The organism is Streptomyces sp. NPDC056373 (assembly GCF_042262425.1).
Lineage (GTDB): Bacteria > Actinomycetota > Actinomycetes > Streptomycetales > Streptomycetaceae > Streptomyces.
This window is the reverse complement of sequence record NZ_JBHJPX010000007.1, coordinates 16263-42107: the sequence shown is the minus strand read 5'-3', so window position 1 is coordinate 42107 and position 25845 is coordinate 16263. Positions and strand designations below refer to the sequence as shown.

Annotated in this window: 25 protein-coding genes, 1 tRNA gene and 1 pseudogene; 13 read left to right on the top strand and 14 right to left on the bottom strand. The window is 72.2% G+C overall.

Going from position 1 to position 25845, the window contains the following annotated elements; all coding sequences use genetic code 11:
- Positions 1–191 precede the first annotated feature (191 nt).
- The 6 genes from iolC to ACFCXS_RS16030 are packed head-to-tail and all read left to right on the top strand — an operon-like array spanning position 192 to position 7178.
- Complete coding sequence (gene iolC, locus ACFCXS_RS16055) at positions 192–1169, top strand: 5-dehydro-2-deoxygluconokinase (RefSeq protein ID WP_376643883.1); 978 nt, start codon at positions 192–194, stop codon at positions 1167–1169.
- A gap of 13 nt (positions 1170–1182) precedes the next feature.
- Complete coding sequence (locus ACFCXS_RS16050; RefSeq protein WP_376643882.1) at positions 1183–2061, top strand: deoxyribose-phosphate aldolase; 879 nt, start codon at positions 1183–1185, stop codon at positions 2059–2061.
- A gap of 13 nt (positions 2062–2074) precedes the next feature.
- Positions 2075–2968, top strand: a complete 894-nt coding sequence (gene iolB / locus ACFCXS_RS16045) for a 5-deoxy-glucuronate isomerase (RefSeq protein ID WP_376643881.1) — start codon at positions 2075–2077, stop codon at positions 2966–2968.
- A complete protein-coding gene (gene iolD / locus ACFCXS_RS16040; RefSeq protein ID WP_376643879.1) occupies positions 2965–4836 on the top strand; it encodes a 3D-(3,5/4)-trihydroxycyclohexane-1,2-dione acylhydrolase (decyclizing) in 1872 nt (623 codons plus the stop codon). Before iolB ends, iolD begins: the two co-directional genes overlap by 4 nt.
- A gap of 41 nt (positions 4837–4877) precedes the next feature.
- A complete protein-coding gene (locus ACFCXS_RS16035) occupies positions 4878–6371 on the top strand; it encodes a CoA-acylating methylmalonate-semialdehyde dehydrogenase (protein WP_376643878.1) in 1494 nt (497 codons plus the stop codon).
- A gap of 21 nt (positions 6372–6392) precedes the next feature.
- Positions 6393–7178 (top strand): GntR family transcriptional regulator, encoded by a 786-nt coding sequence (locus ACFCXS_RS16030; RefSeq protein WP_376643877.1) that lies wholly within the window; start codon positions 6393–6395, stop codon positions 7176–7178.
- Positions 7179–7238: 60 nt separating this feature from the next.
- On the opposite strand, the gene ACFCXS_RS16025 is transcribed toward ACFCXS_RS16030, so the two are convergent.
- The 4 genes from ACFCXS_RS16025 to ACFCXS_RS16010 form a co-directional block, all read right to left on the bottom strand.
- On the bottom strand, positions 7239–8063 hold the full coding sequence (locus ACFCXS_RS16025; protein ID WP_376643876.1) for a DUF427 domain-containing protein: 825 nt from the start codon (positions 8061–8063) through the stop codon (positions 7239–7241).
- Positions 8064–8282: 219 nt separating this feature from the next.
- Entirely contained in the window at positions 8283–8621 is a 339-nt protein-coding gene (locus ACFCXS_RS16020; protein ID WP_376643875.1) for an SH3 domain-containing protein, read from the bottom strand.
- A gap of 418 nt (positions 8622–9039) precedes the next feature.
- Positions 9040–9720: a TetR family transcriptional regulator gene (locus ACFCXS_RS16015; RefSeq protein ID WP_376643874.1), complete on the bottom strand. Its 681-nt coding sequence runs from the start codon at positions 9718–9720 to the stop codon at positions 9040–9042.
- A 527-nt stretch (positions 9721–10247) separates the two neighbouring features.
- Positions 10248–10321, bottom strand: a tRNA-Pro gene (locus tag ACFCXS_RS16010).
- Between the two features lie 98 nt (positions 10322–10419).
- Between ACFCXS_RS16010 and ACFCXS_RS16005 the strand changes: the two genes are divergently transcribed.
- Entirely contained in the window at positions 10420–10974 is a 555-nt protein-coding gene (locus ACFCXS_RS16005; protein ID WP_376643873.1) for a DUF309 domain-containing protein, read from the top strand.
- A 48-nt stretch (positions 10975–11022) separates the two neighbouring features.
- A complete protein-coding gene (gene cobF, locus ACFCXS_RS16000) occupies positions 11023–11793 on the top strand; it encodes a precorrin-6A synthase (deacetylating) (protein ID WP_376643871.1) in 771 nt (256 codons plus the stop codon).
- Between the two features lie 195 nt (positions 11794–11988).
- On the opposite strand, the gene ACFCXS_RS15995 is transcribed toward cobF, so the two are convergent.
- A complete protein-coding gene (locus tag ACFCXS_RS15995) occupies positions 11989–12729 on the bottom strand; it encodes a cobalt-precorrin-6A reductase (protein ID WP_376643870.1) in 741 nt (246 codons plus the stop codon).
- On the opposite strand from ACFCXS_RS15995, the gene ACFCXS_RS15990 reads away from it, so the two are divergent.
- Positions 12718–13638, top strand: a complete 921-nt coding sequence (locus ACFCXS_RS15990) for an HAD-IIA family hydrolase (RefSeq protein WP_376643869.1) — start codon at positions 12718–12720, stop codon at positions 13636–13638. The two genes, ACFCXS_RS15995 and ACFCXS_RS15990, sit on opposite strands and share 12 nt — an antisense overlap.
- Here ACFCXS_RS15990 and ACFCXS_RS15985 read toward each other — a convergent pair.
- A complete protein-coding gene (locus tag ACFCXS_RS15985) occupies positions 13624–14397 on the bottom strand; it encodes a sulfite exporter TauE/SafE family protein (RefSeq protein WP_376643868.1) in 774 nt (257 codons plus the stop codon). The genes ACFCXS_RS15990 and ACFCXS_RS15985 overlap by 15 nt on opposite strands.
- A 174-nt stretch (positions 14398–14571) precedes the next feature.
- The gene (locus ACFCXS_RS15980; RefSeq protein ID WP_376643867.1) at positions 14572–15759 is read right to left on the bottom strand and encodes a thiolase family protein; all 1188 of its coding nucleotides are present in this window, start codon (positions 15757–15759) and stop codon (positions 14572–14574) included.
- A gap of 182 nt (positions 15760–15941) precedes the next feature.
- Between ACFCXS_RS15980 and ACFCXS_RS15975 the strand changes: the two genes are divergently transcribed.
- The 3 genes from ACFCXS_RS15975 to ACFCXS_RS15965 are packed head-to-tail and all read left to right on the top strand — an operon-like array spanning position 15942 to position 17066.
- Positions 15942–16199: a WhiB family transcriptional regulator gene (locus tag ACFCXS_RS15975; protein ID WP_376643866.1), complete on the top strand. Its 258-nt coding sequence runs from the start codon at positions 15942–15944 to the stop codon at positions 16197–16199.
- Complete coding sequence (locus ACFCXS_RS15970; RefSeq protein WP_376643865.1) at positions 16196–16672, top strand: Dps family protein; 477 nt, start codon at positions 16196–16198, stop codon at positions 16670–16672. The genes ACFCXS_RS15975 and ACFCXS_RS15970 overlap by 4 nt, the downstream gene beginning before the upstream one ends.
- Positions 16673–16721: 49 nt before the next feature.
- Positions 16722–17066, top strand: a complete 345-nt coding sequence (locus ACFCXS_RS15965) for a DUF3140 domain-containing protein (RefSeq protein ID WP_376643864.1) — start codon at positions 16722–16724, stop codon at positions 17064–17066.
- Positions 17067–17400: 334 nt separating this feature from the next.
- Here ACFCXS_RS15965 and ACFCXS_RS15960 read toward each other — a convergent pair whose 3' ends face one another.
- The 7 genes and pseudogenes from ACFCXS_RS15960 to ACFCXS_RS15930 form a co-directional block, all read right to left on the bottom strand.
- Positions 17401–18090 (bottom strand): SDR family oxidoreductase, encoded by a 690-nt coding sequence (locus ACFCXS_RS15960; RefSeq protein WP_376643863.1) that lies wholly within the window; start codon positions 18088–18090, stop codon positions 17401–17403.
- Positions 18087–18968, bottom strand: a complete 882-nt coding sequence (locus ACFCXS_RS15955) for a cupin domain-containing protein (RefSeq protein WP_376643862.1) — start codon at positions 18966–18968, stop codon at positions 18087–18089. Before ACFCXS_RS15955 ends, ACFCXS_RS15960 begins: the two co-directional genes overlap by 4 nt.
- Positions 18965–20326 carry an amidohydrolase family protein gene (locus ACFCXS_RS15950; RefSeq protein ID WP_376643861.1) on the bottom strand — a complete coding sequence of 454 codons (1362 nt, stop codon included), beginning with the start codon at positions 20324–20326 and terminating at the stop codon, positions 18965–18967. The genes ACFCXS_RS15955 and ACFCXS_RS15950 overlap by 4 nt, the downstream gene beginning before the upstream one ends.
- Before the next feature lie 41 nt (positions 20327–20367).
- The gene (locus tag ACFCXS_RS15945) at positions 20368–21348 is read right to left on the bottom strand and encodes an alpha-ketoacid dehydrogenase subunit beta (RefSeq protein WP_376643859.1); all 981 of its coding nucleotides are present in this window, start codon (positions 21346–21348) and stop codon (positions 20368–20370) included.
- Positions 21336–22313 carry a thiamine pyrophosphate-dependent dehydrogenase E1 component subunit alpha gene (locus ACFCXS_RS15940; protein ID WP_376643858.1) on the bottom strand — a complete coding sequence of 326 codons (978 nt, stop codon included), beginning with the start codon at positions 22311–22313 and terminating at the stop codon, positions 21336–21338. Before ACFCXS_RS15940 ends, ACFCXS_RS15945 begins: the two co-directional genes overlap by 13 nt.
- A 257-nt stretch (positions 22314–22570) precedes the next feature.
- Positions 22571–23887, bottom strand: a pseudogene (locus ACFCXS_RS15935) (M24 family metallopeptidase); the annotation flags it as partial.
- Positions 23888–23939: 52 nt separating this feature from the next.
- The gene (locus ACFCXS_RS15930) at positions 23940–24716 is read right to left on the bottom strand and encodes a helix-turn-helix domain-containing protein (protein WP_376643857.1); all 777 of its coding nucleotides are present in this window, start codon (positions 24714–24716) and stop codon (positions 23940–23942) included.
- Positions 24717–24914: 198 nt separating this feature from the next.
- Here ACFCXS_RS15930 and ACFCXS_RS15925 point away from each other — a divergent pair, with 198 nt between their 5' ends.
- Positions 24915–25733: a hypothetical protein gene (locus tag ACFCXS_RS15925; protein WP_376643856.1), complete on the top strand. Its 819-nt coding sequence runs from the start codon at positions 24915–24917 to the stop codon at positions 25731–25733.
- Positions 25734–25845 lie beyond the last annotated feature (112 nt).

The window sequence follows — 25845 nt, the reverse complement described above, 5'->3', positions numbered from 1 at the left end:
TCCCTGCCGCGCTCGCTGTCAATACTTTGTTAAGACATCATTTCACGAGCAGGTCCGAATGTAAGTACAAACTATTGACAGTGGCGCCCTCCGGGACCTACACCTGGGGGGCAGCAGGTCCCGTGGATCCCCGCCCCACCGTGCCAGGACGCCCCAGGACCCGCATCCCCAGCTCCCCGAGGAGGTCGCGCATGGCCGAGCCAGCCCAGTATTTCGATGTGATCACGATGGGCCGCATCGGGGTCGACCTCTACCCCCTGCAGACCGGCGTCCCCTTGGAGAAAGTGGAGACGTTCGGGAAGTTCCTGGGAGGTTCCGCGGCCAATGTGGCGGTCGCCGCCGCCCGTCTCGGACGCCGTACGGCGGTGATCACGCGCACCGGCGACGACCCGTTCGGCACGTATCTGCACGAGGAGCTGAAGGGTTTCGGCGTCGACGACCGCTGGGTCACCCCGGTCGCGGCGTACCCGACGCCGGTCACGTTCTGCGAGATCTTCCCGCCGGACGACTTCCCGCTGTACTTCTACCGCCGCCCCAAGGCGCCGGACCTGGAGATCCACACCGACGAGCTGGACTTCTTCGCCGTCCGCGACGCCCGCATCTTCTGGATCACCGGCACCGGCCTGAGCGAGGAGCCGAGCCGCTCCGCGACGCTCGCCGCCCTCAAGGCCCGCGACAAGGCCGGCACCACCGTCTTCGACCTCGACTGGCGCCCGATGTTCTGGCGCGACCCCGAGGAGGCCCGCCCCTACTACCGCGAGGCCCTGCGGCACGCCACCGTCGCGGTCGGCAACCTCGACGAGTGCGAGATCGCCACCGGCGTGCGCGAGCCGCAGGCCTGCGCGGACGCGCTGCTGGAGGCGGGCGTGGAGCTGGCCGTCGTCAAGCAGGGGCCCAAGGGCGTCCTGGCCGTGCACCGCGACGGCACCCGGGCCGAGGTCCCGCCGGTGCCGGTCGAGGTGGTCAACGGCCTGGGAGCGGGTGACGCCTTCGGCGGCTCGCTCTGTCACGGTCTGCTCGCCGGCTGGGACCTGGAGCGGACCATGCGCCACGCCAACGCCGCCGGCGCCCTCGTCGCCTCCCGCCTCGCCTGCTCCTCGGCGATGCCCACCGAGTCCGAGGTCGCCGACCTCCTCGCCGGGGTGCCGTCGCCGGGCACGAGCCACTGAAACGGAGCCTTCCTTGAACATCGGCATCCCCGACCTCACCACGGTCAGAGCCCGCAACCCCGAGGCGGTCGCGGAAGCGGCCGCCCGCCGGGTGCGCCGCCCGCTGCTCGGTACGAGCGGTCGCCTGATGATCGTGGCCGCCGACCACCCGGCCCGCGGCGCCCTCGGGGTCGGAGACCGGCGCCTGGCCATGGCCAACCGCGCGGACCTGCTGCGGCGGCTGTGCACCGCGCTGTCGCGGCCCGGCGTCGACGGGGTGCTCGCCACCGCCGACATCCTGGAGGACCTGCTGCTCCTCGGCGTCCTCGACGACAAGGTTGTCATGGGCTCCATGAACCGCGGCGGCCTGGCCGGAGCCTCGTTCGAGATGGACGACCGCTTCACCGGCCACCGCGCCGAGGACATCGCCCGGCTCCGCTTCGACGCGGGCAAGCTGCTGGTCCGCATCGACTACGACGACCCGGGCTCGCTGACCACCCTGGAGTCGACCGCGCGGGCGATCGACGCCATGGCGGCTGAACGCCTCCCTCTGTTCGTCGAGCCGTTCATGTCCCGGCGGGTCGACGGCAGGGTCCGCAACGACCTGTCCGCCGAAGCCGTCACCAGGTCGATCGCCATCGCCTCGGGACTGGGCGGCACTTCGGCCTACACCTGGCTGAAGCTGCCCGTCACCGACGACCCGGACGACATGGCCGAGGTCCTGGAGACCTCCACCCTGCCGGTCGTGCTGCTCGGCGGCGAGGTGGGCGAGGACCAGGAAGGGGCCTACGAACGCTGGCGCAAGGCCCTGCGGCTGCCCACCGTCCAGGGCATGGTGGTCGGACGGTCGCTGCTCTACCCGGCCGGGGGCAGCGTGGAAGAGGCCGTGGACACGGCCGTCGGTCTGCTGTGATCCGGAGGATGCAATGACGTACCACCTTCCCGCCGGCAAGGCCCTCGGCGGCCCCTACGCCGTCGACGTCACGCCCGAGAAGGCCGGCTGGGGCCACTCCAGCCTGCGGGTCCTGGAACTGCCGCCCGGCGGCACGCACTCCTTCGACACCGGTGACAGCGAGTGGATCGTCGTCCCGCTGAGCGGCGGCTGCACGGTCGCCGCGGCGGACGACTTCGGCCAGGACACCTTCGAACTCCAGGGCCGCGCCGACGTGTTCAGCGGAGTCAGCGACTTCGCGTACGTGCCGCGCGACGCCCGTGCGACCGTGACGTCCGCGGGCGGCGGCCGGTTCGCGCTGACCGGCGCGCGCTGCACCCGCCGGCTGCCCGCCCGCTACGGCCCGGCCTCCGAGGTGCCCGTGGAGCTGCGGGGCACCGGGAACTGCTCCCGGCAGGTGAACAACTTCGGCACGGCCGGGGTCTTCGAGTGCGACAAGCTCATCGCGGTCGAGGTGATCACCCCGGGCGGCAACTGGTCGTCGTTCCCGCCGCACAAGCACGACGAGCACCGGCCCGGCGAGGAGTCCGTGCTGGAGGAGATCTACTACTTCGAGTTCGCCGGGCACGACGGCATCCCCGGCCTCGGCTACCAGCGTGTCTCCCCGTCCGGCCCGGGCCGGGACACCGACGTGCTGGCCGAGGTCCGTGACGGCGACGTCGTCCTCATCCCGGACGGCTGGCACGGGCCGTCGATGGCCACGCCCGGCCACCACATGTACTACCTGAACGTCATGGCGGGCCCGGAGGCCGAGCGCGCCTGGCTGATCTGCGACCACCCCGACCACGCCTGGGTCCGCGACACCTGGCCGGCCCAGCCGGTCGACCCCCGGCTCCCCCTCTACACCGCCCCGGAGACCTCCGTATGAGCGCCCCCACCCGCCGACTGACGACCGCCCAGGCGCTGGTGCGGTTCCTGTCCGCCCAGTACACCGAGCGGGACGGCGTGCGCCGCCGGCTGATCGCCGGGACCTGGGGCATCTTCGGCCATGGCAACGTTGCCGGCATCGGCCAGGCGCTGGTCGAGTACGCCGATGTGATGCCCTACCACCAGGGCCGCAACGAACAGTCCATGGTGCACGCGGCGGTCGGATACGCCCGGCAGCTGGACCGTCTGTCCGCGCAGGCGGTGACCACCTCGATCGGCCCGGGCGCCACCAACCTGGTCACGGGCGCGGCCCTGGCGACGATCAACCGGCTGCCGGTGCTGCTCCTGCCCGGTGACTACTTCGCCTCGCACGCCCCCGACCCGCTGCTCCAGCAGCTGGAGCACCCCGTCGAGGCCGACGTGTCGGTCAACGACACGCTGCGCCCGGTGTCGAGGTACTTCGACCGGATCACCCGCCCCGAGGCGCTGATCCCCTCGGCGCTGCAGGCGATGCGCGTGCTCGCCGACCCGGTCGAGACCGGCGCCGTCACCCTCGCCCTGCCCCAGGACGTGCAGGCGGAGGCGTACGACTGGCCGGAGGAGTTCTTCGCCGAGCGTGTCTGGTACGTACGGCGTCCCGCGCCGGACCCGGTGGAACTCACGGCTGCCGTCGAGGCGATCCGGTCGGCCGGGCGGCCGCTGATCGTGGCGGGCGGCGGCGTGCACCACAGTGAGGCGGAAGCGGCACTGAAGGCGTTCGTGGAGGCCACCGGTATCCCCGTCGCCTCCACCCAGGCAGGCAAGGGCTCGCTGCGCCACGACCACCCCGCCGACCTCGGCGGCATCGGCCACACCGGCACCGCCGTCAGCGACGAACTCGCCCGCACCGCCGACCTGGTGATCGGCGTCGGCACCCGCTACACCGACTTCACCACCGCCTCGGGCACCCTGTTCCAGAACCCGGACGTACGGTTCCTCAACCTCAACATCACCGGCTTCGACGCGCACAAGCTGGCCGCGCGGACGCTGGTGTGCGACGCGCGGTCGGGCCTGGAGAGGCTGGCCGAGGGGCTGGCCGGGCACCGGGTGCCGGAGGCGTACGAGGCGGAGTACCGCGCCGGCAAGGAGCGGTGGGACGAGGTCGTCGAGGCCGCCTACCGGGCCGACGACGACAGCGCGGTGCCGACCCAGACGCAGGTGCTCGGCGCTCTGGACGCGACCGTCGGCGACGACGACGTGGTGATCAACGCAGCCGGTTCGCTCCCCGGCGACCTGCACAAGCTGTGGCGCTCGCGCAGCCCGCGCCAGTACCACCTGGAATACGGCTACTCCTGCATGGGCTACGAGATCCCGGCCGGCATCGGCGTCCAGCAGGCCGCCCCGGGCACCCCGGTCTGGGCGCTGGTCGGCGACGGAACCTACCTGATGATGCCGACGGAGATCGTCACCGCCGTCCAGGAGGGCCTGCCGGTCAACATCGTCCTGCTCCAGAACCACGGCTACGCCTCCATCGGCGGACTGTCGCAGGAGACGGGCGGCGAGCGGTTCGGCACCGCCTACCGCTTCCGGGCCGCCGACGGCACCTTCACCGGCGCACCGCTGCCCGTCGACCTCGCCGCCAACGCGGCCAGCCTCGGCATGGACGTGCTGCGCGCCAAGACGGTGCGCGAGCTGCGCGAGGCACTGGCCGCGGCCCGCGTCTCCGACCGCCCGACGTGTGTGTACGTCGAGACCGACCCGACCCCGACAGCTCCCCCGGCCGAGGCCTGGTGGGACGTGCCGGTGGCCGAGACCGCCTCCCGCGAGGCGGCCGTCGAGGCCCGCGAGCGCTACGACCGCCAGGTCGCGGACCGCCGCCGTCACCTCTGAAAACCTCTGAACCCAGGCTCCACGAAAGGCCCTTGCGCACCATGAAGACCATCACCCACTGGATCGACGGCAAGCCCGTCGAGGGCACCTCCGGCCGGTTCGGCCCCGTCTACAACCCGGCGACCGGCGCCCAGGAGAAGCAGGTCGCGTTCGCGTCCGTCGACGAGGTCGACGCCGCGGTCGCCTCCGCCAAGGCCGCCTTCACGAGCTGGGGTGAGTCCTCCCTGGCCAAGCGCACGGCGATCCTCTTCAAGTACCGCGAGCTGCTCGACGCCCACCGCGACGAGATCGCCCGGCTGATCACCGCCGAGCACGGCAAGGTGCACTCCGACGCGCTCGGCGAGGTCGCGCGCGGCATGGAGATCGTGGAGCTGGCGTGCGGGATCTCCGTCCAGCTCAAGGGCGAGCTGTCCACCCAGGTCTCCACCCGGGTCGACGTCGCCTCGATCCGCCAGCCGCTGGGCGTGGTCGCCGGCATCACGCCGTTCAACTTCCCGGCGATGGTGCCGATGTGGATGTTCCCGCTGGCGATCGCCTGCGGCAACACCTTCGTGCTGAAGCCTTCGGAGAAGGACCCGTCGGCGTCCCTCAGGCTGGCCGAGCTGGCCACCGAGGCGGGGCTGCCGGAGGGTGTCCTGAACGTCGTGCAGGGCGACAAGACGGCCGTGGACCGCATCCTGGAGCACCCGGACGTCGAGGCGGTGTCCTTCGTCGGCTCGACGCCGATCGCCAAGTACATCCAGCGAGCGGCCGTCGAGCACGGCAAGCGGGTGCAGGCCCTGGGCGGCGCCAAGAACCACATGCTGGTGCTGCCCGACGCCGATCTGGAACTGGCCGCCGACCAGGCGATCAACGCCGCTTACGGCTCGGCGGGCGAGCGCTGCATGGCCGTGTCGGTGGTCGTGGCCGTGGGCGACATCGGTGACGAGCTGGTCGGCAAGATCGCCGAGCGGGCGAAGAAGCTGAGGATCGGCCCCGGCGACGACCCGGCGTCCGAGATGGGTCCGCTCATCACGCGCGAGCACCGCGACAAGGTGGCGTCGTACGTGGCGTCGGCCGCCGAGCAGGGCGCCGAGGTCGTCGTCGACGGCACGGGCTTCTCGGTCGACGGCCATGAGGACGGCTTCTTCCTCGGTGTCTCCCTGCTGGACCGGGTGCCGCTGACGGCGGACGCGTACAAGGACGAGATCTTCGGCCCGGTGCTGGCGGTCGTCCGGGCGGAGACGTACGAAGAGGCCATCCAGCTGATCAACTCCTCGCGCTGGGGCAACGGCACCGCGATCTTCACCCGGGACGGCGGCGCGGCCCGCCGCTTCCAGCTGGAGGTCAAGGCGGGCATGGTCGGCGTCAACGTGCCGATCCCGGTCCCCGTCGGCTACCACTCCTTCGGCGGCTGGAAGGACTCCCTCTTCGGCGACCTGCACATCTACGGCAACGACGGCATCGCCTTCTACACCCAGGGCAAGGTCATCACCACCCGCTGGCCCGACCCGTCCGACGGCGGCATCAACCTCGGCTTCCCGAGCAACTCCTGACACCCGTAAGGGGGTTCGTCCATGGCGAAGTCCGGTGACCGGGCCCGCACCACGGCCGCTGAGGCACTCGGCGCACTGGACTTCGCCCTGGACCGGAGCAGCCCCGTACCGCTCTACCACCAGCTCGCGCAGCAGTTGGAGGCGGCGATCGAGCGCGGGATCCTCGCCCCGGGGAACCTCCTGGGCAACGAGGTGGACCTGTCGGTCCGCCTCGGCCTGTCCCGCCCCACCGTCCGCCAGGCCATCCAGTCCCTCGTCGACAAGGGACTGCTGGTCCGGCGACGAGGCGTGGGCACGCAGGTGGTGCACAGCCAGGTCAGACGCCCGCTGGAGCTGAGCAGCCTCTACGACGACCTGGAGGCGGCCGGGCAGGGGCCGACCACCGAGGTGGTGCGCAACGAGATCGTCCCGGCCGCCTGCGACGTGGCCGCAGCCCTCGGTGTGCCGGAGGGCGGCGAGGTGACCGTCCTGGACCGGCTGCGCCGCACCCACGGCCGGCCGGTGGCACTGCTGCGCAACTACCTTCCGGCGTCCCTGCTGGACCTCGACGGCGCCCGCCTGGAGTCGACCGGCCTGTACCGCGTGATGCGCTCGGCGGGCATCACCCTGCACAGCGCCCGCCAGACCGTCGGCGCCCGCGCGGCCACGGCGGACGAGGCGTCCCGTCTGGACGAGGAGGAGGGGGCGGCGCTGCTCACGATGCAGCGCACGGCGTACGACGACACCGGGCGCCCGGTCGAGTACGGGACGCACATCTACCGGGCCTCGCACTACTCGTTCGACTTCCAGTTGCTGGTGCGGCCCTGACCCGGCCCCGAAGCCGGGTGCGGGGCGTCGCGGCCGGGCTGGATGCCCTGCTCGACAACTTCACGAGCGGCGCCCCCTGCGCAGCATCCGGCTGAACGGTGTGTCCGGCCGCTCCAGGCGCTCGCCGTCCACCGTGATGTCGACGACCTCGTTGAAGAAGGCGACGCGCCCCCGGATCGCCGCCACGGCGGGCAGCGGCTCGGGATAGGTCCACACGAGGTCGGGCGGCACGTCGGCCCCGCCGCGCCAGGACCAGTAGGAGGCGGTGCCCTTGTAGGGGCATCCGGTGTGGTGGTCGGTGGCGTCGAACAGGTCGAGGCGGACGTCCTCGCGAGGGAGGTAGTACCGGGTCGGCAGGGACGTCTCGAAGAGCAGGACGGGGGCGTGGCTGTCGGCGACGGCCTGCCCGTCGATCTCGACCTGCACGTGCCGGCTGCTCGGCAGTGCGTCGACCCGTTTGTGCGGGTCACGGGGGTGGATGAAGATCTCCTCGTCCTCCTCGTACCAGTGGTCGAGGCCCGTGTCGGTGCGCAGGAACCATTCGAAGGCGATGTGGCCGGCCAGGTCGTCGACGGGGAACGTCCAGGCCGCGTTCTCGCGCACCTCGCCGCCCGCGTCGAGGTCGTAGAAGACCCGGGAGCCGGTGTGGGCGCCCGTGGGCGGGCTCACGGCCGGGCGGAGCAGGTCGGTGCGGACGTCCTCCTTCGGGAAGGCGTACTGCGGCACGGGCAGGTGGGGCTCCCAGACGAGCACCGGGTGCCGGCTGTCGACGACGGTGACGTCGCCCTTGCGGCCGCGCACCCAGCGCTCGCTGGGCTCCCACATGAGGCCTTCCGGGGTGGTCCTGATCGAGCGGGCGGCGGGGTGGGCCGGGTGGGTGGTCATGGCCGGTGCTCCTTCCGGAGGTCCGGATGCCGTTCCCCTCCACGGTCCCACGGTGCCGGTGCACCGCGTCCGGCCGGGCGCGGTGCCCGCCCCTTCCCGCAGCGCAGCGAGCCGTCCCATCCCGGGCCGGGCAAGGCCAGGCCGGGATGGTCATACACGCGGTGAAGGGCCCCGCAGGCTTCGGCCTGCGAGACCCTTCGCGCTCAGCGCCTTCGTGGATCAGGCCGGGTCGAGGTAGGGGATGCTGACCCATCCCCATGTGCCGGCGTTGGCACCGGTGAGGACCTTGCCGTAGAGCCAACTCCCATCGGTGCACTCGGGGTCGATTTTCGTCCCCTTCCCGAGGAACCCCAGGATGGCGTAGCTCGTGCTCGGACCGTTACGCAGGTTGATACCGGTCGTGGTCTTCGCCGTTCCGAGCCCCGAGCCGTCGCCAGTGCACGCGGACGACCCCACGGCGGCGGCGGGACCGGCGACAGCCACCGTGGTGGCTATGCCTCCGGCCACCACGAGACCAGCGGTGGTGATGCCCACCGCTACTTTCTTGAGCTTTCTCACCGCACTGTTTCCTGCGGACGTCATAAGAGTCTCTCCGTTAAGTTCCAGGCTGCTGTGCAGCCTTGCTGCGTGACCGTCAGCGGCCGGGCACCTCACCCGGTCGGGCAGGCGAAGTGCGGCGAAGAGCGCCAGGAACGCAAGCGGCGGTACGCCGATCACCGGTTCAGGTCGGAGTCCGTCCCGAATTCCTGAGCGGGGCCAGCTGCGTGACGAGATCAAACCATGCGCAGTGTTTGCTTTCAACCTCAAGCATGACGGGCGTTGACTGCACAGAACGGCACCATTCGGTTCAGTGTGGACTGAGCTGTCCGACGCCGGAGTTGGGCCGCTCCGAGCAGGGCATGGCGGACAGGCCGGACGTGACGGCCGCCCGGACTCGGGCGGCGGTCATCGGGGGAGGCGGAAGGAGACCCTCATCTCAGGGGCCCGGCAGCTCGCCCAGGCCGGCCAACTCGGAGTCGCGGAAGAGCGAGAGGCCGCGCTCCACGGAGACGTCCAGCCGCATCATCGTCTCCGGCGTGGCAACTGCCCGGACCATCAGCCGGTTCAGCTTGGCGATCTCCCCCGGCAACTGCTCGTAGTCGTGGCGGCAGCGGGCGTCGGCACCCGTGTACCCGTCGACCCAGACGGTGGCCACCTCCTGCGGCACGACACCCGGCAGGAGCTCCCCGAGCTCGCCCGCCTCCGTCAGCCAGCCGTCGACCACGGGGATGTACCCCTTCCACAGAAAGCCGTAGAGCGGGTGCCCCTGCTCCAGGGCGATCCGCAGGGCGGCCCGGACCACCGTCACCCGGGGTGACGCCACCGCGAGGAGCATCGAGGCGTCGATCACGGCCTGGAGGCGGGGCAGGACCGCCTGCGGCAGGAAGTCCATGACGAAGGACTCGCTGACCACCGCGTGCGCGACGCGTTCCTTCGCGCTGGCGCCGTCGCCGGTCCGGAAGTGGTGGTAGAAGGCGCCCCTTCCCACCCCCGACTCCTTCACGATGTCCTGGACATCGGTGCCGAGGTAACCACGCTCCGCGAAGAGGCGGGCACCCGCATCGAGGATCTTGCCCCTCGTCTCCTTACCGCGCGACGTGACCGGTTGTCTCAGCACCTGAGCTCCTCCTGTTCGTCTCTTCGGGCCGGCACCTGGCGCAGCGTACGGCCCGTGCGGGTGATCAGCGACGTCAGCCGGACCGGCCGCCCACCCACCAGCCCGCCGATGACCTTCCGATCATCCTGTCAAGCCCTTGCCCGGAAACCTGCACAAAGTTTGCTCATGGGGCCATCCTTGCAGGCCCGGAGTCGGAGCAGCCAGTCAGAGGTCAGGGTTCGTCTTCAGGCATGGGTCATGTTTGCTACTGAGCCGATCGTCAGCCACCTCAGGAGCCCCGATCAGCCGATCGATGAGCTCAGCCGGACGAAGCCCACCCGGCCCGCCCGGCCCACGGCCAGCGCGTCGTCGAGCCCGGACAACCCGCTGTAGGCACACGTCCGCGCCGCCCGATCCGGTAGCAGCTTGGCGCTCGACGTCGCAGTCAGCGTGTGGGGACTCGTGAGAAAGCGGTCCGAAATCAGTCGTGGCCTCGTCCCATTCAATGGAACGAGGCCACGACCTGGACATTTCCATGTCCCGCACCGTCGGGACGACAGGATTTGAACCTGCGACCCCTTGACCCCCAGTCAAGTGCGCTACCAAGCTGCGCCACGTCCCGGTGCGCGCCACCCGCGGTGAGCCGCGTGATCGCGCGAACAGCACCTTACCCCACACCCCTGGCCACGCCGAAAACGGGCCGGGCGGGACAATCGACGTATGGGCAGCACAGGAGAGACCGGCTCGGGCCGGCCGAGCGGCACACGGGACCGTGACGGTGAGGGGCGGGCGCGCAACGCCCGGCCCCGGGACGGGCTCGGACGGCCCCTGCCGTACGGCGCGGACGGTGTGCCCCGGCAGCCGGAGGGCGTCGTCCGCACCCCCGAGGAGACCGTCGCGCAGGCGCAGCGGCTGCTGGACGAGGGCAAGCCGTTCCACGCGCACGAGGTCTTCGAGGACGCCTGGAAGTCGGGGCCCGACCGGGAGCGCGAGCTGTGGCGGGGGCTCGCCCAGCTCGCCGTGGGACTCACGCACGCCGCCCGGGGAAATCTGACGGGCGGGGCCCGGCTCCTGAGGCGCGGGGCCGGAGCGGCCGAGGCCTGGGTGTCCGAGGCCGGGCAGGCACTGCCGCACGGGATCGACGTCGTAGGCGTGGCGTCGTGGGCGCGGGAGCTGGCCGAGGAGGTGGAGCGGGACGGCCGGGCGGTGGACGCGGGAGCGCGGGCGCCCCGGCTGCGGGCCGGGGGAGCCGGGCGCCGATCCGGGGGCCGGTGATCCGACCGCGGTGAACCTTGCCCCATCCCCGTGCGGCAGACTCGGGGCGTGCGAAAGATTCATGTCATCGGTATCGGCGCGGGCGACCCCGACCAGCTCACTCTCCAGGCGGTCAGGGCGCTGCGGAGCACGGACGTGTTCTTCATCCTGGAGAAGGGCGAGGTGAAGGCGGATCTCACCGGGCTCCGCCGGGACATGCTCGACGCGCACGTACCCGAGGGGACGTACCGCGTCGTCGAGGCGCGTGACCCGGAGCGGGACCGCAGCGCCGGCGGCGCGGCCTACTCCCCCGCCGTCGGGGACTGGCGCACCGCCCGCGCCGACATCTACGAGCGGCTGATCTCCGAGGAGCTCGGCGAGGAGCAGACGGGCGCGTTCCTGGTGTGGGGCGACCCGTCGCTGTACGACAGCACGCTGGGGATCCTGGAGGAGGTGCTTCAGCGGGGCAACGTGACGTTCGAATACGACGTGGTGCCCGGGATCAGCAGCGTCTCTGCCCTGGTCGCCCGTCACCGCACGGGTCTCAACCGCGTCGCCGGCCCGGTGCAGATCACCACCGGCCGGCGGTTGGCGGAGGGTTTCCCGGAGGGCGTGGACGACGTGGTGGTCATGCTCGACGCGCACCAGACCTTCCGGCAGTACGTGGCGGAGGACGTCGACATCTACTGGGGCGCCTACATCGGCACCCCGGACGAGATCCTCGTCACCGGCCCGATCGCCGAGGCCGCCCCGCGCATCGAGCGGTTGCGGGCCGAGGCCCGTGAGCGCAAGGGCTGGATCATGGACACGTACCTGCTGCGCCGGCATCCCCGCGGCTGACGGGGCTTACGGGGCTGACGGGGCTGACGGGCCATCACCGAGCCTCCGTGCGGACGTTCCGGCATGCGCACGAAGCCCGATCCGGAACCCCGTACTCGTTCGTGCGAGGCAGCGGCACGGGCCTGTGCACGCAGGCGCTGACGATGGATGAGCAGACCGCGGAGAAGTCCTTCGCGGCCGGCTCGGTGTGATGGCCTATCCGAGCCCCAGCCGTTCCAGCACGCCCTCCACATCGGGTACGGCCGTCACGCCGTCCGGCAGCGGCGGCCGCCCCACGACCACGACCGGCAGCCCGAGGTCCCGGGCCGCCGTCAGTTTGGCCGCCGTGGCCGCTCCCCCGCTGTCCTTGGTCACCAGGACGTCGATGCGGTGCTCGCGCAGCAGGGCCGTCTCCCCGGGGACGGTGAACGGGCCGCGGGCGAGCAGCACATGGGTGTCGGGCGGCATCGGCGGCCCGGGGGGATCCACCGACCGCACGACGAAGTACAGGCGCGAAAGGTGGGCGAAGGAGGCCAGGCCGAGGCGCCCGGTGGTGAGGAGCACCCGGCGGCCCAGGGTCGGGAGCAGGTCCGCTGCGGCGTCCAGTGAGGGGACGGGGTGCCACTGGTCTCCGGGGCCGGGGCGCCATCCGGGGCGGCGGAGCACCACGGCGGGGACGCCGATCTCGGCAGCGGCGCGGGACGCGTTGGCCGTGATCGACTCGGCGAAGGGGTGTGTGGCGTCGACGAGCGCGTCCACGCCCTCCTCCCGCAGCCATCCGGCCAGTCCCCCGGCCCCGCCGAAACCTCCGACGCGTACCTCCCCGTCGAGCGCTCCCGGCTTGGCGACGCGCCCGGCGAGGGAGGTCGTGACGCGGACGCCGGGACGGCTGGACAGCGCCGCGGCCAGGGTACGGGCCTCGGTCGTGCCGCCGAGGATCAGGACGTGAGGGGACACGGCGTCGAGCCTACGAGGTGCGGTGCGGCGGAGGGTGGGGCGGGGACCCACCGACAGCGGCAGTGGTGCCGAGCGGCGAAGGCCGCTGGGCGTGGCTATCGTCCTGCCATGGAGTCCGTGCGTGCCGTGCTCGTGGACATCGACGGGGTGCTCACCGTCTCGTGGCGGCCGCTGCCCGGGGCCGTCGAGGCGTTGCGGGAGATCCGGGAGGCCGGGCTCGGCGTCCTGCTGGTCACCAACACCACCTCGCGTACCAGGGCGTCGATCGCCGGGACGCTGGCCGGGGCGGGGTTCCCGGTGTCCGCCGAGGACATCCTGACGGCGCCGGCCGCCACCGCCGCGTATCTGGCCGAGCACTGTCCCGGTGCCCGGTGCGCGTTGCTGAACAGCGGCGACATCGCGGAGGACCTGGACGGTGTCACCGTCGTCGAGCCGGGCGACACCGGCAGTGTGCCGGATGTCGTCCTGGTCGGCGGTGCCGGTCCCGAGTTCGGCTACGCGGCGCTGGACCGGGCCTTCGGGCATCTGCAGCGCGGGGCCCGGCTGGTGGCGATGCACCGCAACCTGTACTGGCGTACGGCCGAGGGTCTGCGGCTGGACTCCGGAGCGTTCCTGGCCGGGCTGGAGCGGGCCGCGCGGGTGGAGGCCGAGGTCACCGGCAAGCCGGCCCGGGCGTTCTTCGCGTCGGCGCTCGCCCGGCTGGGCGTCGGCGCGGACGAGGCGGTGATGGTCGGCGACGACGTCGAGTCCGACGTGCTGGCGGCGCAGCGGGCCGGCCTCACCGGGGTGCTCGTGCGGACCGGGAAGTTCCAGGAGGAGACGCTCCGGGCTGCCGACGGCACGCCCGGCCACGTCATCGGCTCCTTCGCGGACCTTCCGGCACTGCTGCGGGACTCAGCGCAGCAGTAGCTGCAGACCGCCGACGATCGTCGCCGCGATGACGAGCCGCTCGAACAGCCGCTGGTTGATCCGGTGCACGGCCCACTTGCCGAACAGCGCGCCGGGCACGACGAACGCCACGAGCGCCAGGTCGAGAAGGAGCGAGTGGCCGTCGATCAGGCCGAGGCCCGCGCTGAAGGGCAGCTTGGAGACGTTGACGATCAGGAAGAAGAAGGCGGAGGTGCCGAGGAAGCCGAGCTTGCGGAAGCCCGCGGAGAGCAGGTACATCGACATCACGGGCCCGCCCGCGTTGGCCACCATGGTGGTGAAGCCGCCGAGGACACCGTAGGAGCGGGCCTTGAGGCGGCCCGAGCGGGTGGTGACCGGCTCCGGTTCCTCCTCCTTGTCGGCTGTACGCCGGCGCCACACCGTCACGGCCGCCATCAGCAGCAGGATCGCGCCGATGGAGGTCCGTACGATCGCGTCGTCCGCCCAGAGCAGGAACACCGTGCCGACGACCACGCCCGCGGCGACCGCGGGGAACAGTCGCCACAGCGTGGGCCAGTGGGCGTGCCGCCGGTAGGTGGCGACGGCCAGGAGATCGCCGGCGATCAGGATGGGCAGCAGCACGCCGGTGGAGGCGCGGGCGGGGAGCACCGCCGCGAAGACGGCGAGGCTGACCGTGTTGGCCCCGCTCACGGCGGTCTTCGAGAAGCCGACGAGCAGGGCCGCGAAGGCGAGGGCGGCGAACTCCCAGCCGGTGATGTGCCAGAGCGTCGTGGTGTTCATGCGAACACTGATGCTATGTGCAACGAACGGGTGCTCGTAAGCGCTGTCTCGCCTGATGGGCCCCGCGGGTGCCGCCGGGGGCGTTCGACCGCCACGAGGAAGGTACGACCGCCGCAAGGAGCGGTGCGACTCCCGCGAGGTGCGTTCGCCTGCCGCTGGGAACGTTCGCCGCCGCTAGGGCCGCTCGACGAGGATCGCGCTCCCCTGGCCCACCCCGACGCACATCGTGGCCAGTCCCCGCCCCGCTCCCGTTCGCCGCATCCGGTGCAGCAGCGTCGTCAGGATGCGGGCTCCGGAGCAGCCCAGCGGGTGGCCCAGCGCGATGGCGCCGCCGCTCGGATTGACCAGCTCCGGGTCGATGCCCAGCTGGTCGACGCAGGCCAGTGCCTGTGCGGCGAAGGCCTCGTTGAACTCGGCCTCCTCCAGGTCGCCGACGCTCCAGCCGGCGCGGGCCAGCACCTTGCGGGTGGCGGGGACGGGACCGATGCCCATGACGTCGGGATGGACACCGGCGGAGGCACCGGCGACATAGCGGCCCAGGGATGTGAGGCCCAGCTCGTTCAGGGCGTCCTCGCTGACCAGGAGGAGACCGGCGGCGCCGTCGTTCATCGGCGAGGCGTTGCCCGCGGTGACCGTGCCGCCGTCACGGAAGACCGGCTTGAGCCGGGACAGCTTCTCGTACGAGGTGTCCTCGCGGACGCATTCGTCGGTGTCGACGACCACGCCGTCGGGGCGCTCCACGGGGAGGAGTTCGTCGTCGAAGTGGCCGTATCTGCGGGCCAGGGCGGCGCGCTGGTGGCTGCGCAGGGCGAAGTCGTCCTGGCGTTCGCGCGGGATGCCGTACCGCGCTGCGACCTCCTCGGCCGTCTCCCCCATGGCCAGCAGGCCGTGCAGTTCACGCATCGCCGGGTTGACCAGGCGCCAGCCGAGGCGGGTGTCGACGGTCTCCATACGGTGCGGCAGTGCCTCGTCGGGGCGGGGCAGGACGAACGGGGCGCGGCTCATCGACTCGGAGCCGCCGGCGATCACGATGTCGGCCTCCCCCGCGGCGATGGTGCGGGCGGCCGTGGTGACGGCTTCCAGGCCCGACGCGCAGAGGCGGTTGACGGTGGCGCCGGGCACGGAGTCGGGGAGGCCGGCGAGCAGCGCGGCCATGCGGGCGACGTTGCGGTTGTCCTCGCCGGCCTGGTTGGCGGCGCCCCAGTAGACGTCGTCGATCCGGATCGGGTCGAGCGCGGGCACGCCGGTGACCAGGGCGCGCACCACGGTCGCGGCGAGGTCGTCGGGGCGGACCGAGGAGAGGGAGCCCCGTAGCTTGCCGATGGGGGTGCGGCGGGCGGCCGCGAAGTGGACGGGACGCACGTAGGGCTCCTCACGCCGCGCATCAACGCGCTTAATTAGCACTGCTAGTTTCGGACTATAGACCCTCGGCCGATCCCTGTGAAGATTCCGCGCCTCCCACGGCTCCCCCGCAGCCGTATCGCAGGTCGGGCGACGCACATGCGTGGCGTTTGCATGGATGCGTCCGGGGCACCCGCGCGTTCATGGAGTGGTTGCGGAGCGCCGCCTGCGTGGACGAGGACCCCGAGCTGTTCTTTCCCGTCGGCACCGCCGGCCCCGCCCTGCGCGACGTGAGCGCCGCGAAGCGGGTCTGCGCGCGCTGCCCCGTGACCGACCAGTGCCTGCACTTCGCGCTGAGCAGCGGCCAGGCCGCGGGCGTGTGGGGCGGCACCGGTGAGGAGGAGCGCGACGCACTGCTCCGGACGACAAGGAACGACGCGAAGAGGAGAAGCGCCCTATGACGACTGTGAGGAGCACCCTGCCCGACGACGCCCGAAAGGTCGCCTGCGAGGCACTCCAGGACACCTTGGTGGATCTGCTCGGGCTCTCGCTGGTCGGGAAGCAGGCGCACTGGAACATCGTCGGACCGCGGTTCCGGTCCATCCACCTCCAGCTCGACGAGGTGGTCACGGCGGCCCGGGACTTCGCCGACACCGTCGCGGAGCGGTCCGCGGCACTGGGCGTTCCGCCGGACGGCCGCCCGGAGACCGTCGCCAAGGCCTTCACGCTGCCCGCCCCGCAGGAGGGCTGGGTGCGCGACTCGGACGCCGTGCAGGTGATGGTGGAGGCGCTGCAGGACGCGGTCGCCCGGCTGCGCGAGCGCATCGACGCGACCGAGAAGGCGGACCCGGTCACCCAGGACCTGCTGATCGGCATCACCGCGGAGCTGGAGAAGCAGCGGTGGATGTTCGACGCCGAGAACTTCCCCCGCTGACGCGCGGGCGGACCGGCACAGAACACTCACGTACGGAAAGGGGCAGGCGATGACCGACGCCCTCGAACTCGACGCGCTGTGGGAGGACTTCCACCGCGTGGTGAACATGACCTCGCAGGAACTCGCGGCGTGGCTGCGGGTCCGTGACGCCGACGAGGCCACCGAGCCGCTGCCGGACCAGGCGGGCCCGGCCACCGGGCAGCACGTCCTGGCCATCCTCCAGAAGCGGCGCACCGATCTGACCGAGGACGACCTGCGCGTGATGCGGAAGGTCGTGGAGAAGGTCACCGACGAGGTGGACCTCGAGAACGAGCCCGAGCCCGAGGTGACGGCCGAGGACACCCGCCGCAGGCACCGGCTGATGACCGTCGGGCACGATCCGCTGAAGGGCTGAGGTCTGTTGCGAAAGTGGCGTCTGCCGTGCGACGCCCGGCACGCACTCTCGCCGCACCGCCCAACAGCCCGAGTACGCCGCGGAGGCGGGCATCGGGCCGCAGGACAGTCCCAGCCGCTGTACCGGCTGCTGGAGCCGTCCCGTCGGCCCGGTGCCCGCCTCCGCGGTTCGATGCCGTCGGCCACCCCCCGTGCGCTGTACGAGGCCAGGCTGCGCGATCCGAGACGTTCGGCACCGGCCTCCTGGCAGGAACCGGTCGACGCGCCGGGCCGGGGCGGTTACCGTCGCTGCACACGCGGCCACCCGGCTCGGCGCCTTCCCCCTTGCCGTCGGCTCACCCCAGCAACCACCCCCCGTCCACGGTCAGTTCGACCGCGTTGACCGACCGGTTGCGCAGCAGGAAATCCACCGCGTCCACCACGTCCGCCATCGCGGCGAGCCGCCCCGTGGGGGTCTCGGTGCGCAGCGTGGCCAGCACCTTCTCCGGTTTGGCCTGCCAGTACGGGCTGTCTCCCACGACACCGGGATGCACGGCGTTGACCCGGACGGGAGCGAGCTCGACGGCGAGGGAGTTCATCAGGCCCCGCACCCCGGCGTTGACCGTCGCCACCGTCGTCGCCCCCGGATAGGGGCGTTCCTTGGCCTGGCCGCCGAACAGCACGATGGCGCTGTCGTCGTGCAGGCGGCCGCGCAGCGTGTGCACCACCTCCGTGTACCCGACGAGTTTGAGGGTCACCAGAGTCATGGCGGCGTCGATGTCGTAGTCGGTCACCTTGTTGTCGTCCCGGGAGACGCCCGCGATCACCAGATGGTCGACGCGCCCCATACCGGCCAGCGCCGCCGCGATCTCCAGCGGCCGTGCCAGGTCGAGGGCGAGGCCGCGGGCGCCGAACTCCTTCGCGACCGCTTCGGCCCGCTGGGTGTCGCGGCCGGTGAGAACGACGTCGTCTCCGTTTCCGGCGCGCGACCGGGCGAACTCGAGCCCGATCCCGGACGTGCCGCCGACGACGAGCACACTGCTCATGATTTCTCCTCCAGTGCCGCGCGCAGGTAGTCCCAGTCCCGCGTGAACCGGTACGAGTGCCGTGACGGCGGTTGCGGCGCCTGTGTCTCCAGCCAGCGCAGCGGGCCGTGCCCGGCGTTGACGAACCCGTGCACGCAACCGGCGCCTGCCCAGGCGACGTCACCGGGCTCCAGCCGGTGCCGCTCGCCGTCGAGGGTGGCCTCCGCGACGCCCTCCAGGATCAGATACGTCTCCTCGAAGGGGTGGTCGTGGGTGCCGATGACCCCGTCGGACGCGTACTGCACCATGAACATGGTCGAGGCGACCGCGCCCAGATCGCCGTCGATCATCATCTTCACCGTGATCCCGCTGTAGACCAGCAGCGCGGTCCGCATGCTCGCCGTGACGGCCAGCAGGTCCTGGGACTGCCTGCCGGGATCCATGTGGGCGGGCTCGAACCGGCCGAAGCCGCGGGTGCGCGGGTCGCGCACGTCCACCCGGGCCGGCTCGCGCGCGGGCAGGTCCGGCACGGCCTGGGTGTCGTGCCCGTAGCGGGCGCGCGGCACCGGGGCCAGCATGTCCGCCCAGCGGCCGCCGGACCCCCCGGCCCCGCGCCAGGCGTGCGGGACGCCGGTCGGCAACAGGCCGTAGTCACCCTTCTCCAGCAGGTACGAACCCTCGGGCAGCTCGAGGATCGCGGCGCCGTCGAGGAGGTGGAAGCTCTCCTCGTACGAGTGCACATGCGCGGGCAGCCGGCCGCCCGGGAGCAGTTCGCACAGCCCGAAGCCGGTGTGGACGCTGCCGTCGTCCTCGCCGACCAGTGCCTGGCGCCGGTACCCGTGACCGTCGAAGGGCGTCTCGGGCAGGTCGGCGGCGTGGCGCACCAGGTGACCGGTCATGCCGGAGCCTTCGCCCCCTTGGTCTCCTTCGCCGCGAGGAGCCGGTCGCGGGACTCGCCGACGAGCCGAAGGGCGCGGGCGGCGTCTCCGAGGAGCCGGCCGTCGCGCTTGTGGATCACGCCGTCGACGATGACGGTGTCCACGTTGGAGACGTCGGCGCACAGGGTCACCGCGGCCACCGCGTCGTGCACCGGGGCGACGTTGGGGGCGGTGGCGTCGATCGCGACGACGTCGGCGCGCTTGCCGGGCGTCAGGGAGCCGGCCCGGTGCTCGAGACCGGCTACGTGGGCGCCGTTCACGGTGGCGATCTCCAGCATCTGACGTGCTGTCAGCATGGTTCTGGGCACGGGCATGTTGGCCTGCCAGCAGTCGGCGTTGACGCGGGCGCGTTCGGCGGCGAAGGCCGCGCGGATCTGGGTGAACATGTCGCCCGGCACGGTGGTGACGACGTCGATGCTGAGCGCGGGCCGCAGGCCGTACTCGACGGCCTGCATCACGGGCGGCCAGCCGTGCCCCATCTGGAGCTCCACCTGCGGCGCGACCGACACCGTGCCGCCGCTGTCGGCGACCATCTGCCACTCCTCCCCGCTGAGGTGGCAGCTGTGGACGTAGGTGGTGTCCGGGCCGAGCAGCCCCAGGCCGTGGAGCTGCTTCACCATGCCGAAGCGGCCGGCCAGCCGCCCCATGGCCACGTGCACGGTGATCGGCAGGCCCAGCTCGCGCGCCAGGGCCCACTCGGCGGTGACGACCTCGTCGACGCAGAATCCGGGGCCGCGGGTGGCGAGGCCCATGGTCAGCAGACCGTCGTCGGACGCGAAGTGCGTCGACCGGATCCGCCGTACGTCGTCCGCGGGGATCGCGATCGTGCTCTCGAACCAGTACTCGGCGAGGGAGGTGTTGGCGCTGCCGTACGCGTACTGCGCCCGGATGCCGGACTCCCTCAGGCCCTGGATCGCCGCGTCCGGGTGCTCGGGGGTGTTGTTGATGTGCGACCAGTCGACGAGGGTGGTGATGCCGGCGTTCAGGCACTCCAGCGCGCCCGCGAGGTTGCCGGCGTACACGTCCTGCGGGGTGTAGAGGGGCGCGAAGGTGTCGAGGATGTCGACGAAGTAGTCGTCGAGGGTGGCGTCGGGGGCGACGCCCCGGATGGGGGCCTCCCAGGTGTGGCGGTGGGTGTCGACGAAGCCGGGGATCACGATGTGGCCGGTCATGTCGAGGACTTCGGCGTCGGCGCTGATCTCGGGTTCGACGGCCGCGATCGTGCCGTCCTCGACGAGGACGTCCCCCTGGGGCAGGTCGCCGATGCCCGGGTCCATCGAGATCACATGACCGGAGCGCAGCAGTGTCCTGGTGGTCATCGCGCTTCCTCCCATGGGGTGTGCGGTGGTGGGTGGGCGGCTCAGTAGGCGGCGAGTCGGCGGACCTCGGCGACGATCTTGTCGACGGTGGGGATGACCCGTTCCTCCAGCGCGTCGGCGAACGGCAGCGGGACGCACTCCCCCGCCACCCGCCGCACCGGCGCGTCGAGGAGGCCGAATCCCTCGTCGGCGACGACCGAGACGACGGTGGCGCCCCAGCCGCCCTGGTACGGGTTCTCCTCGACGGTGACGAGCCGGGAGGTCCTGCGCAGCGAGGTGAGAACGGTCGCGGCGTCGAGCGGGACGAGGCAGCGCAGGTCGACCACGTCGGCCTCGATGCCCTCCCCTGCCAGGATGCCGGGGGCCCGCAGGGCCAGGGGGACCGTGGAGGCGAGCGCGACGAGCGTGATGTCGCCGCCCTCGCGGACGACCGCGGCCCGGCCCAGCTCGACGACGTGACCGGGCGGGGGCGGGGGGCCCTTGGCCGCGAACAGCCCCTTGTGTTCGAAGAAGACCACCGGGTCGTCGCTGCGGATCGCCGCGGCCAGCATGCCGATGACGTCGGCGGGTGTGGCCGGCGCCGCGATCTTCAGCCCGGGAACGGTCAGGGCCCAGTTCTCGGTGGCCTGGGAGTGCTGGGCGCCGAAGCCGAGTCCGCCGCCGTTGGCGGTGCGCACGACGAGGGGCACGGTCACCTGGCCGCCGGTCATGTAGCGGACCTTGGGGATCTCGTTGGCGAGGTAGTCCCAGCAGCAGGCCAGGAAGTCGGAGAACATGATCTCCGCGACGGGCCGCATCCCGGTCATGGCAGCGCCCATCGCCGCGCCCACGATGGCCTGTTCGGAGATGGGCGTGTCCCACACGCGCTCGGGCCCGAACTCCTCCAGCAGCCCCGCGGTCGTCCTGAACACGCCTCCGGCCGCGCCGATGTCCTCCCCGAGGCACACCACCGACGCGTCCCGCCGCATCTCACGGGCGATGCCCTCGGCGACGGCGCCCCGGTAGGTGATCACGTCCGCCATGCGGCACCCCCGTCCGCCCACACATCGGTCAGTGCCTCACGCGGATCGGGCGGCGGCGCGGCCTTCGCCGCCTCCACGGCCCGCTCCACCACGGCCCGGGCCCGCCCGTCGGCCCCGGCGAGCGTCTCCTCGTCCACTCCGAGCTCGGCCAGACGCCCCCGCGCGAGGTCCAGCGGGTCGTGCTTCAGCCAGCGTTCGACCTCCTCGGCCGGACGATAGGCCGCCGGGTCGGCGCGGCTGTGTCCGAAGTGGCGGTAGGTCTCGGCCTCCAGCACGGCGGGTCCCTCTCCGGCCCGGGCGCGCCGGGCGAGCCGCCCCACCGCCTCCTCGACCGCGACGACGTCGTTGCCGTCGACGACCTCGCCCGGGATGCCGTGGGCGGGGGCACGGTCGGCGGCGGGGCGGGCCACGGCGGTGACGTCGGCGATCGGCGTGTACTCCATGTAGAGGTTGTTCTCGCACACGAACAGCACCGGCAGCTTCCACACGGCGGCCAGGTTGAGCGACTCGTGGAAGGCGCCGATGTTGGTCGCGCCGTCTCCGAAGAAGGCGACCGCGAGCTGCTCGGTGCCGCGCAGCCGGGCCGACCAGGCGGCTCCCACCGCCATCGGGAGGTGCGCGCCGACGACGGCGTACGAGCCGAGCATGCCGGTGGCCGCCTTGGTCAGGTGCATGGAGCCGCCCTTGGCCCGGCACAGCCCGGTCGCCCGGCTCATGAGCTCGGCGAGGCATTCCTCGGGGGTGGCGCCCCGGGCGAGGGCATGGTGGTGGCCTCTGTAGGTGGCGAACACGTAGTCGTCCGGGCGCAGGGCGGCGCTCGCGCCCACGGCGATCGCCTCCTGCCCGGCGGCGAGGTGGGTGGTGCCCTTCACCAGCCCCTGCAGGAACAGGTCGTGGGCGGCCTTCTCCGTGCGGCGGACGACGTTCATCCGCTCGTACCGGTCGAGGAGGACGGTGGCGTCCATCAGTGGTCCCGGTGGCTCGTCGGCCGACGGTCCGCGGTGTCCGCGGCGTCCGCGTGCGAGCGCTCTCCGGTGACCGCGTGCGAGCGGTCCCGGTCGCCCACCCGCGCAGGGGCTCCGGCGGCCTTGCGTGAGCGGTTCCCGGCGGCCTCGCGTGAGCGGTTCCCGGCTTCCGCGCGTGAGCGGTTCCCGGCTTCCGCGCGTGAGCGGTCCCCGGGGTCCGGCTGCGAGCGGTCCCGGGTGTCCTCCCGCGCGCGGTCCGCGGTGTTGAGGTGGGACTGCGCCTCGCGGCGGGTGTTCAGTTCGCCGCCCACCGTCCAGTACTTGCGCCCGGCCACCAGCAGTTCCTCGGCGGGGAACTTGGTGATGACCTCGCAGCCCTCGGCGGTGACGACCAGTTCCTCCTCGATCCGGGCGGCGGACCAGCCGTCGGCGGCCGGCCAGTACGTCTCCAGGGCGAACACCATGCCCTCTTCGAGGACTTCTGGGTGGTCCAGTGAGACCAGCCGGCTGAAGATCGGCTTCTCCCAGATCGACAGGCCGACGCCGTGGCCGTACTGGAGGGCGAAGGCGGCGGTCTCGTCGGCGAAGCCGAACTCCTCGGCGCGCGGCCAGGCCCGCACGATGTCGGCGGTGGTGGCACCGGGCCGGACCAGGGCGATCGCCTCGTCCATGTACTCCCGGCAGCGCACGTACGCGTCCCGCTGCGCCGGCGACGCGCTGCCCACGGCGAACGTGCGGTAGTAGCAGGTGCGGTAGCCGAGGTGGCTGTGCAGGATGTCGAAGAAGGCCGGGTCGCCGGGGCGGATCAGACGGTCGCTGTAGACGTGCGGATGCGGCGAACAGCGTTCGCCCGAGATCGCGTTGACGCCCTCGACGTACTCGCTGCCGAGGTCGTACAGCACTTTGCTGACCACGCCGACGCACTCGTTCTCGCGCACCCCCGGGCGCAGGTACCCGTACAGCTCCTCGTACGCCGCGTCGACCATGGCGCACGCCTGGGTGAGCAGGGCGATCTCGTCGCCCGTCTTGGTGCGGCGGGCCTCCAGGAACACCTGCTGCCCGTCGACGACGTCGATGCCCTCGGCGCGCAGCGCGGCGAGGACCGGCATCTCGGCGACGTCGACGCCGAGCGGCTCGCCCGCCAGGCCATGGGCGCGCAGCTCGGCGGCTATCTCGGCCGCCACGTCCTCGGCGATCCCGGCGTCCGGGTGGAAGGCGCCGCGCAGGGTGGAGATGCCCGCCCGGGCACCGGTGGGCGGGCCGCCCTTGCCGTCGCTGTGGTCGAGCCACGGGTTGTACAGCTGGTGGTGGCGGGCCGCGGAGCCGAAGTCCCAGACGACCGGCCGGCCGTCGCGCACCAGCAGGGCGAAGCGGATCAGCTTGTCCATCGCCCAGGTGCCGATGTGGGTGGCGGTCATGTAGCGGATGTTGGCGAAGTCGAAGCTGAGCACCGCGCCGAGCTCGGAGCGGTTCAGTGAGGCGTGCAGCCGGGCCAGCCGCTGTCCACGCAGCCGGTCCAGGTCGATGCGCTCTTCCCAGTCGACGGCGTTGGGGCCGTATGTGCGGATCGCCATGGCGACCACCCCCACTTCGGAGTGAACGCCCGTGCGCGAGGGGTGTCAAGTGTCACTGAACATCACCGGACACGAACCAGACGCCCACCGCGGGTACCTCTCCATCGTTGCGGTAGCGGTGGGGGGTCGTCGACTCGAAGCAGACGGAATCGCCCGGGCGCAGTGTGTACTCCTCGAAGGCGAGGGTGAGGACCAGCTCGCCGGAGGTCAGATAGCCGTACTCGGTGCCGGGGTGCCGCATCAACGCTCCCGAGCCGGAGGACGAACCCCCGGGCCGGTACGTCACCAGCAGGAAGTCGGTCTCCGCGTCCGGGACCCGCCCGAGCCGCTCCCACACCACACCCGAGTCCAGCTCCAGCCTCTCGCGCCCGCCCGCGGCGACCAGCGGCCCGATCCGCCGCCCCGGCTCGGCGGCGAGGGCAGCGAGGGCGAGCGGCACGGTGGCGGGGGACGCGGCAGGCGGGACCGCGGGACGGAGCGCGGCGGGCGGGACCGCGGGGCGGAGCGCTGTGGGCGGGGTGGCGGGACGGAGCGCGGCGGGCCGGGTGGCGGGACGGAGCGCGGCGGATGGGGCCGCCGGACGTACGGCAGTGGGCGGGATCGACGCAGCCTCCTCCCGGGCGTCGAAGAGCGACTCCACGGAGATCCCCAGCGTCGTGGTGATCGCGTACAGCGTGCTGACGGACGGCTGGCTCTTGCCGGTCTCGATCTGCGACACCAGACTCGCCGACACCCCGATCTCCCGGGCCAGCGCGCGCAGGCTCGTCCCGCGCTCCAGGCGCGCCTGCCGGATGCGCGCGCCGACCGGCGGCACGACGGCGGGGGACACGGGCGGCTCCTCTGCTCGGGACGACGGTGCACACTGTGCAGCTTCATTGAACAGCGCGCCCGTGCCCGGACGCCAGGGCCCGGCAGGTGGGCCCCGGGTGGCGGCCGGTGCTCACCCGAACGGTCCGGCGCCGGTGGTGGGCCACCGGGAGCGGTGGTGCGCTGAGGGCACGCGTCACGTTCTCAGGAGGCACTCCCGATGACCCGTCGTCCGTCCAGGCTCGTCCGTGTTCTCTCCTCGTCCCTGGCGGCGGGCACGCTGCTCTCCACCGCCGCCTGCTCGGACGAGGGCGGGGCGGACGGTTCGCGTGTCTCCGGCGTCACCGCGTCCCAGGTCGCCGAGGTGCGGCAGACCCCCTCCCCCACCGCCACCCTCTCCACGGACGGCGCGCGCACCGCGCTGATCACCGAGGCGGACATCGAGGACGACTGGACACAGGTCGAGGACACGGAGGCGGAGAACTGGCACGACAGCCTCCTCGTCGGCACGGTCGACGTGTCGGACTTCGTGTCCGGCAAGGCCGAGGCGTCCGACTGCCAGCGGCTCATCGACTCCCTGTACGGCGACGACCTGCTGGGCCGGCCGTCGGGCGCGTCCGCGCTGCGCGGCTTCGAGCAGGGCGACTCCCGCCTCCTGTACCAGGTTGCCTCCTATGACCGGACCGACCCGCAGGACTCCCTGAACTGGATGGCGACCCTGCCGGAGAAGTGCGCCCAGTTCACCGTGACCGACGGCAAGGACAAGCGCACCGTCCAGGTCATCGAGACCTCGGTGCCCAAGGTGGGCGACGCCCGGCAGGGCCTGCGCGTGACGGTGCAGGGCTCGGTGGACGGCAACGACGCCACCCTGACCCTGAACGTCGCCGCCGTACGGGTCGGCGACGACGCGATCACCGTCACGGCGGGCGGGCTCGACGGGGGCGAGGACGACTCCATGCAGCAGGCGGCCCGACAGGGCACCCAGCGACTCGATGACGTCCTGGCCGGCGAGTCGCCCGCCGCGAGCCCCACCACCTAGGTCGTGTCCGCAAAGTCCCGCCTGCCCCCCGGGCGGACGACGGGACTTCGCGGTCACCCCCCCCGCCGTCCCGCACACCCCCCAGGGGCATTAAAGCGCCAGGGTAATATAA

What these genes read in the sequence shown, in the direction of transcription:
- ACFCXS_RS15975 (WP_376643866.1), top strand. Translation starts at nt 15,942, where the DNA reads ATGGAGTGGTTGCGGAGCGCCGCCTGCGTGGACGAGGACCCCGAGCTG.
- ACFCXS_RS15970 (WP_376643865.1), top strand. Translation starts at nt 16,196, where the DNA reads ATGACGACTGTGAGGAGCACCCTGCCCGACGACGCCCGAAAGGTCGCC.
- ACFCXS_RS16035 (WP_376643878.1), top strand. Translation starts at nt 4,878, where the DNA reads ATGAAGACCATCACCCACTGGATCGACGGCAAGCCCGTCGAGGGCACC.
- ACFCXS_RS15960 (WP_376643863.1), bottom strand. Translation starts at nt 18,090, where the DNA reads ATGAGCAGTGTGCTCGTCGTCGGCGGCACGTCCGGGATCGGGCTCGAG.
- ACFCXS_RS15965 (WP_376643864.1), top strand. Translation starts at nt 16,722, where the DNA reads ATGACCGACGCCCTCGAACTCGACGCGCTGTGGGAGGACTTCCACCGC.
- ACFCXS_RS15945 (WP_376643859.1), bottom strand. Translation starts at nt 21,348, where the DNA reads ATGGCGGACGTGATCACCTACCGGGGCGCCGTCGCCGAGGGCATCGCC.
- ACFCXS_RS15940 (WP_376643858.1), bottom strand. Translation starts at nt 22,313, where the DNA reads ATGGACGCCACCGTCCTCCTCGACCGGTACGAGCGGATGAACGTCGTC.
- ACFCXS_RS16005 (WP_376643873.1), top strand. Translation starts at nt 10,420, where the DNA reads ATGGGCAGCACAGGAGAGACCGGCTCGGGCCGGCCGAGCGGCACACGG.
- iolB (WP_376643881.1), top strand. Translation starts at nt 2,075, where the DNA reads ATGACGTACCACCTTCCCGCCGGCAAGGCCCTCGGCGGCCCCTACGCC.
- iolC (WP_376643883.1), top strand. Translation starts at nt 192, where the DNA reads ATGGCCGAGCCAGCCCAGTATTTCGATGTGATCACGATGGGCCGCATC.
- ACFCXS_RS15925 (WP_376643856.1), top strand. Translation starts at nt 24,915, where the DNA reads ATGACCCGTCGTCCGTCCAGGCTCGTCCGTGTTCTCTCCTCGTCCCTG.
- ACFCXS_RS16025 (WP_376643876.1), bottom strand. Translation starts at nt 8,063, where the DNA reads ATGACCACCCACCCGGCCCACCCCGCCGCCCGCTCGATCAGGACCACC.
- iolD (WP_376643879.1), top strand. Translation starts at nt 2,965, where the DNA reads ATGAGCGCCCCCACCCGCCGACTGACGACCGCCCAGGCGCTGGTGCGG.
- ACFCXS_RS15985 (WP_376643868.1), bottom strand. Translation starts at nt 14,397, where the DNA reads ATGAACACCACGACGCTCTGGCACATCACCGGCTGGGAGTTCGCCGCC.
- ACFCXS_RS16030 (WP_376643877.1), top strand. Translation starts at nt 6,393, where the DNA reads ATGGCGAAGTCCGGTGACCGGGCCCGCACCACGGCCGCTGAGGCACTC.
- ACFCXS_RS15950 (WP_376643861.1), bottom strand. Translation starts at nt 20,326, where the DNA reads ATGACCACCAGGACACTGCTGCGCTCCGGTCATGTGATCTCGATGGAC.
- ACFCXS_RS15955 (WP_376643862.1), bottom strand. Translation starts at nt 18,968, where the DNA reads ATGACCGGTCACCTGGTGCGCCACGCCGCCGACCTGCCCGAGACGCCC.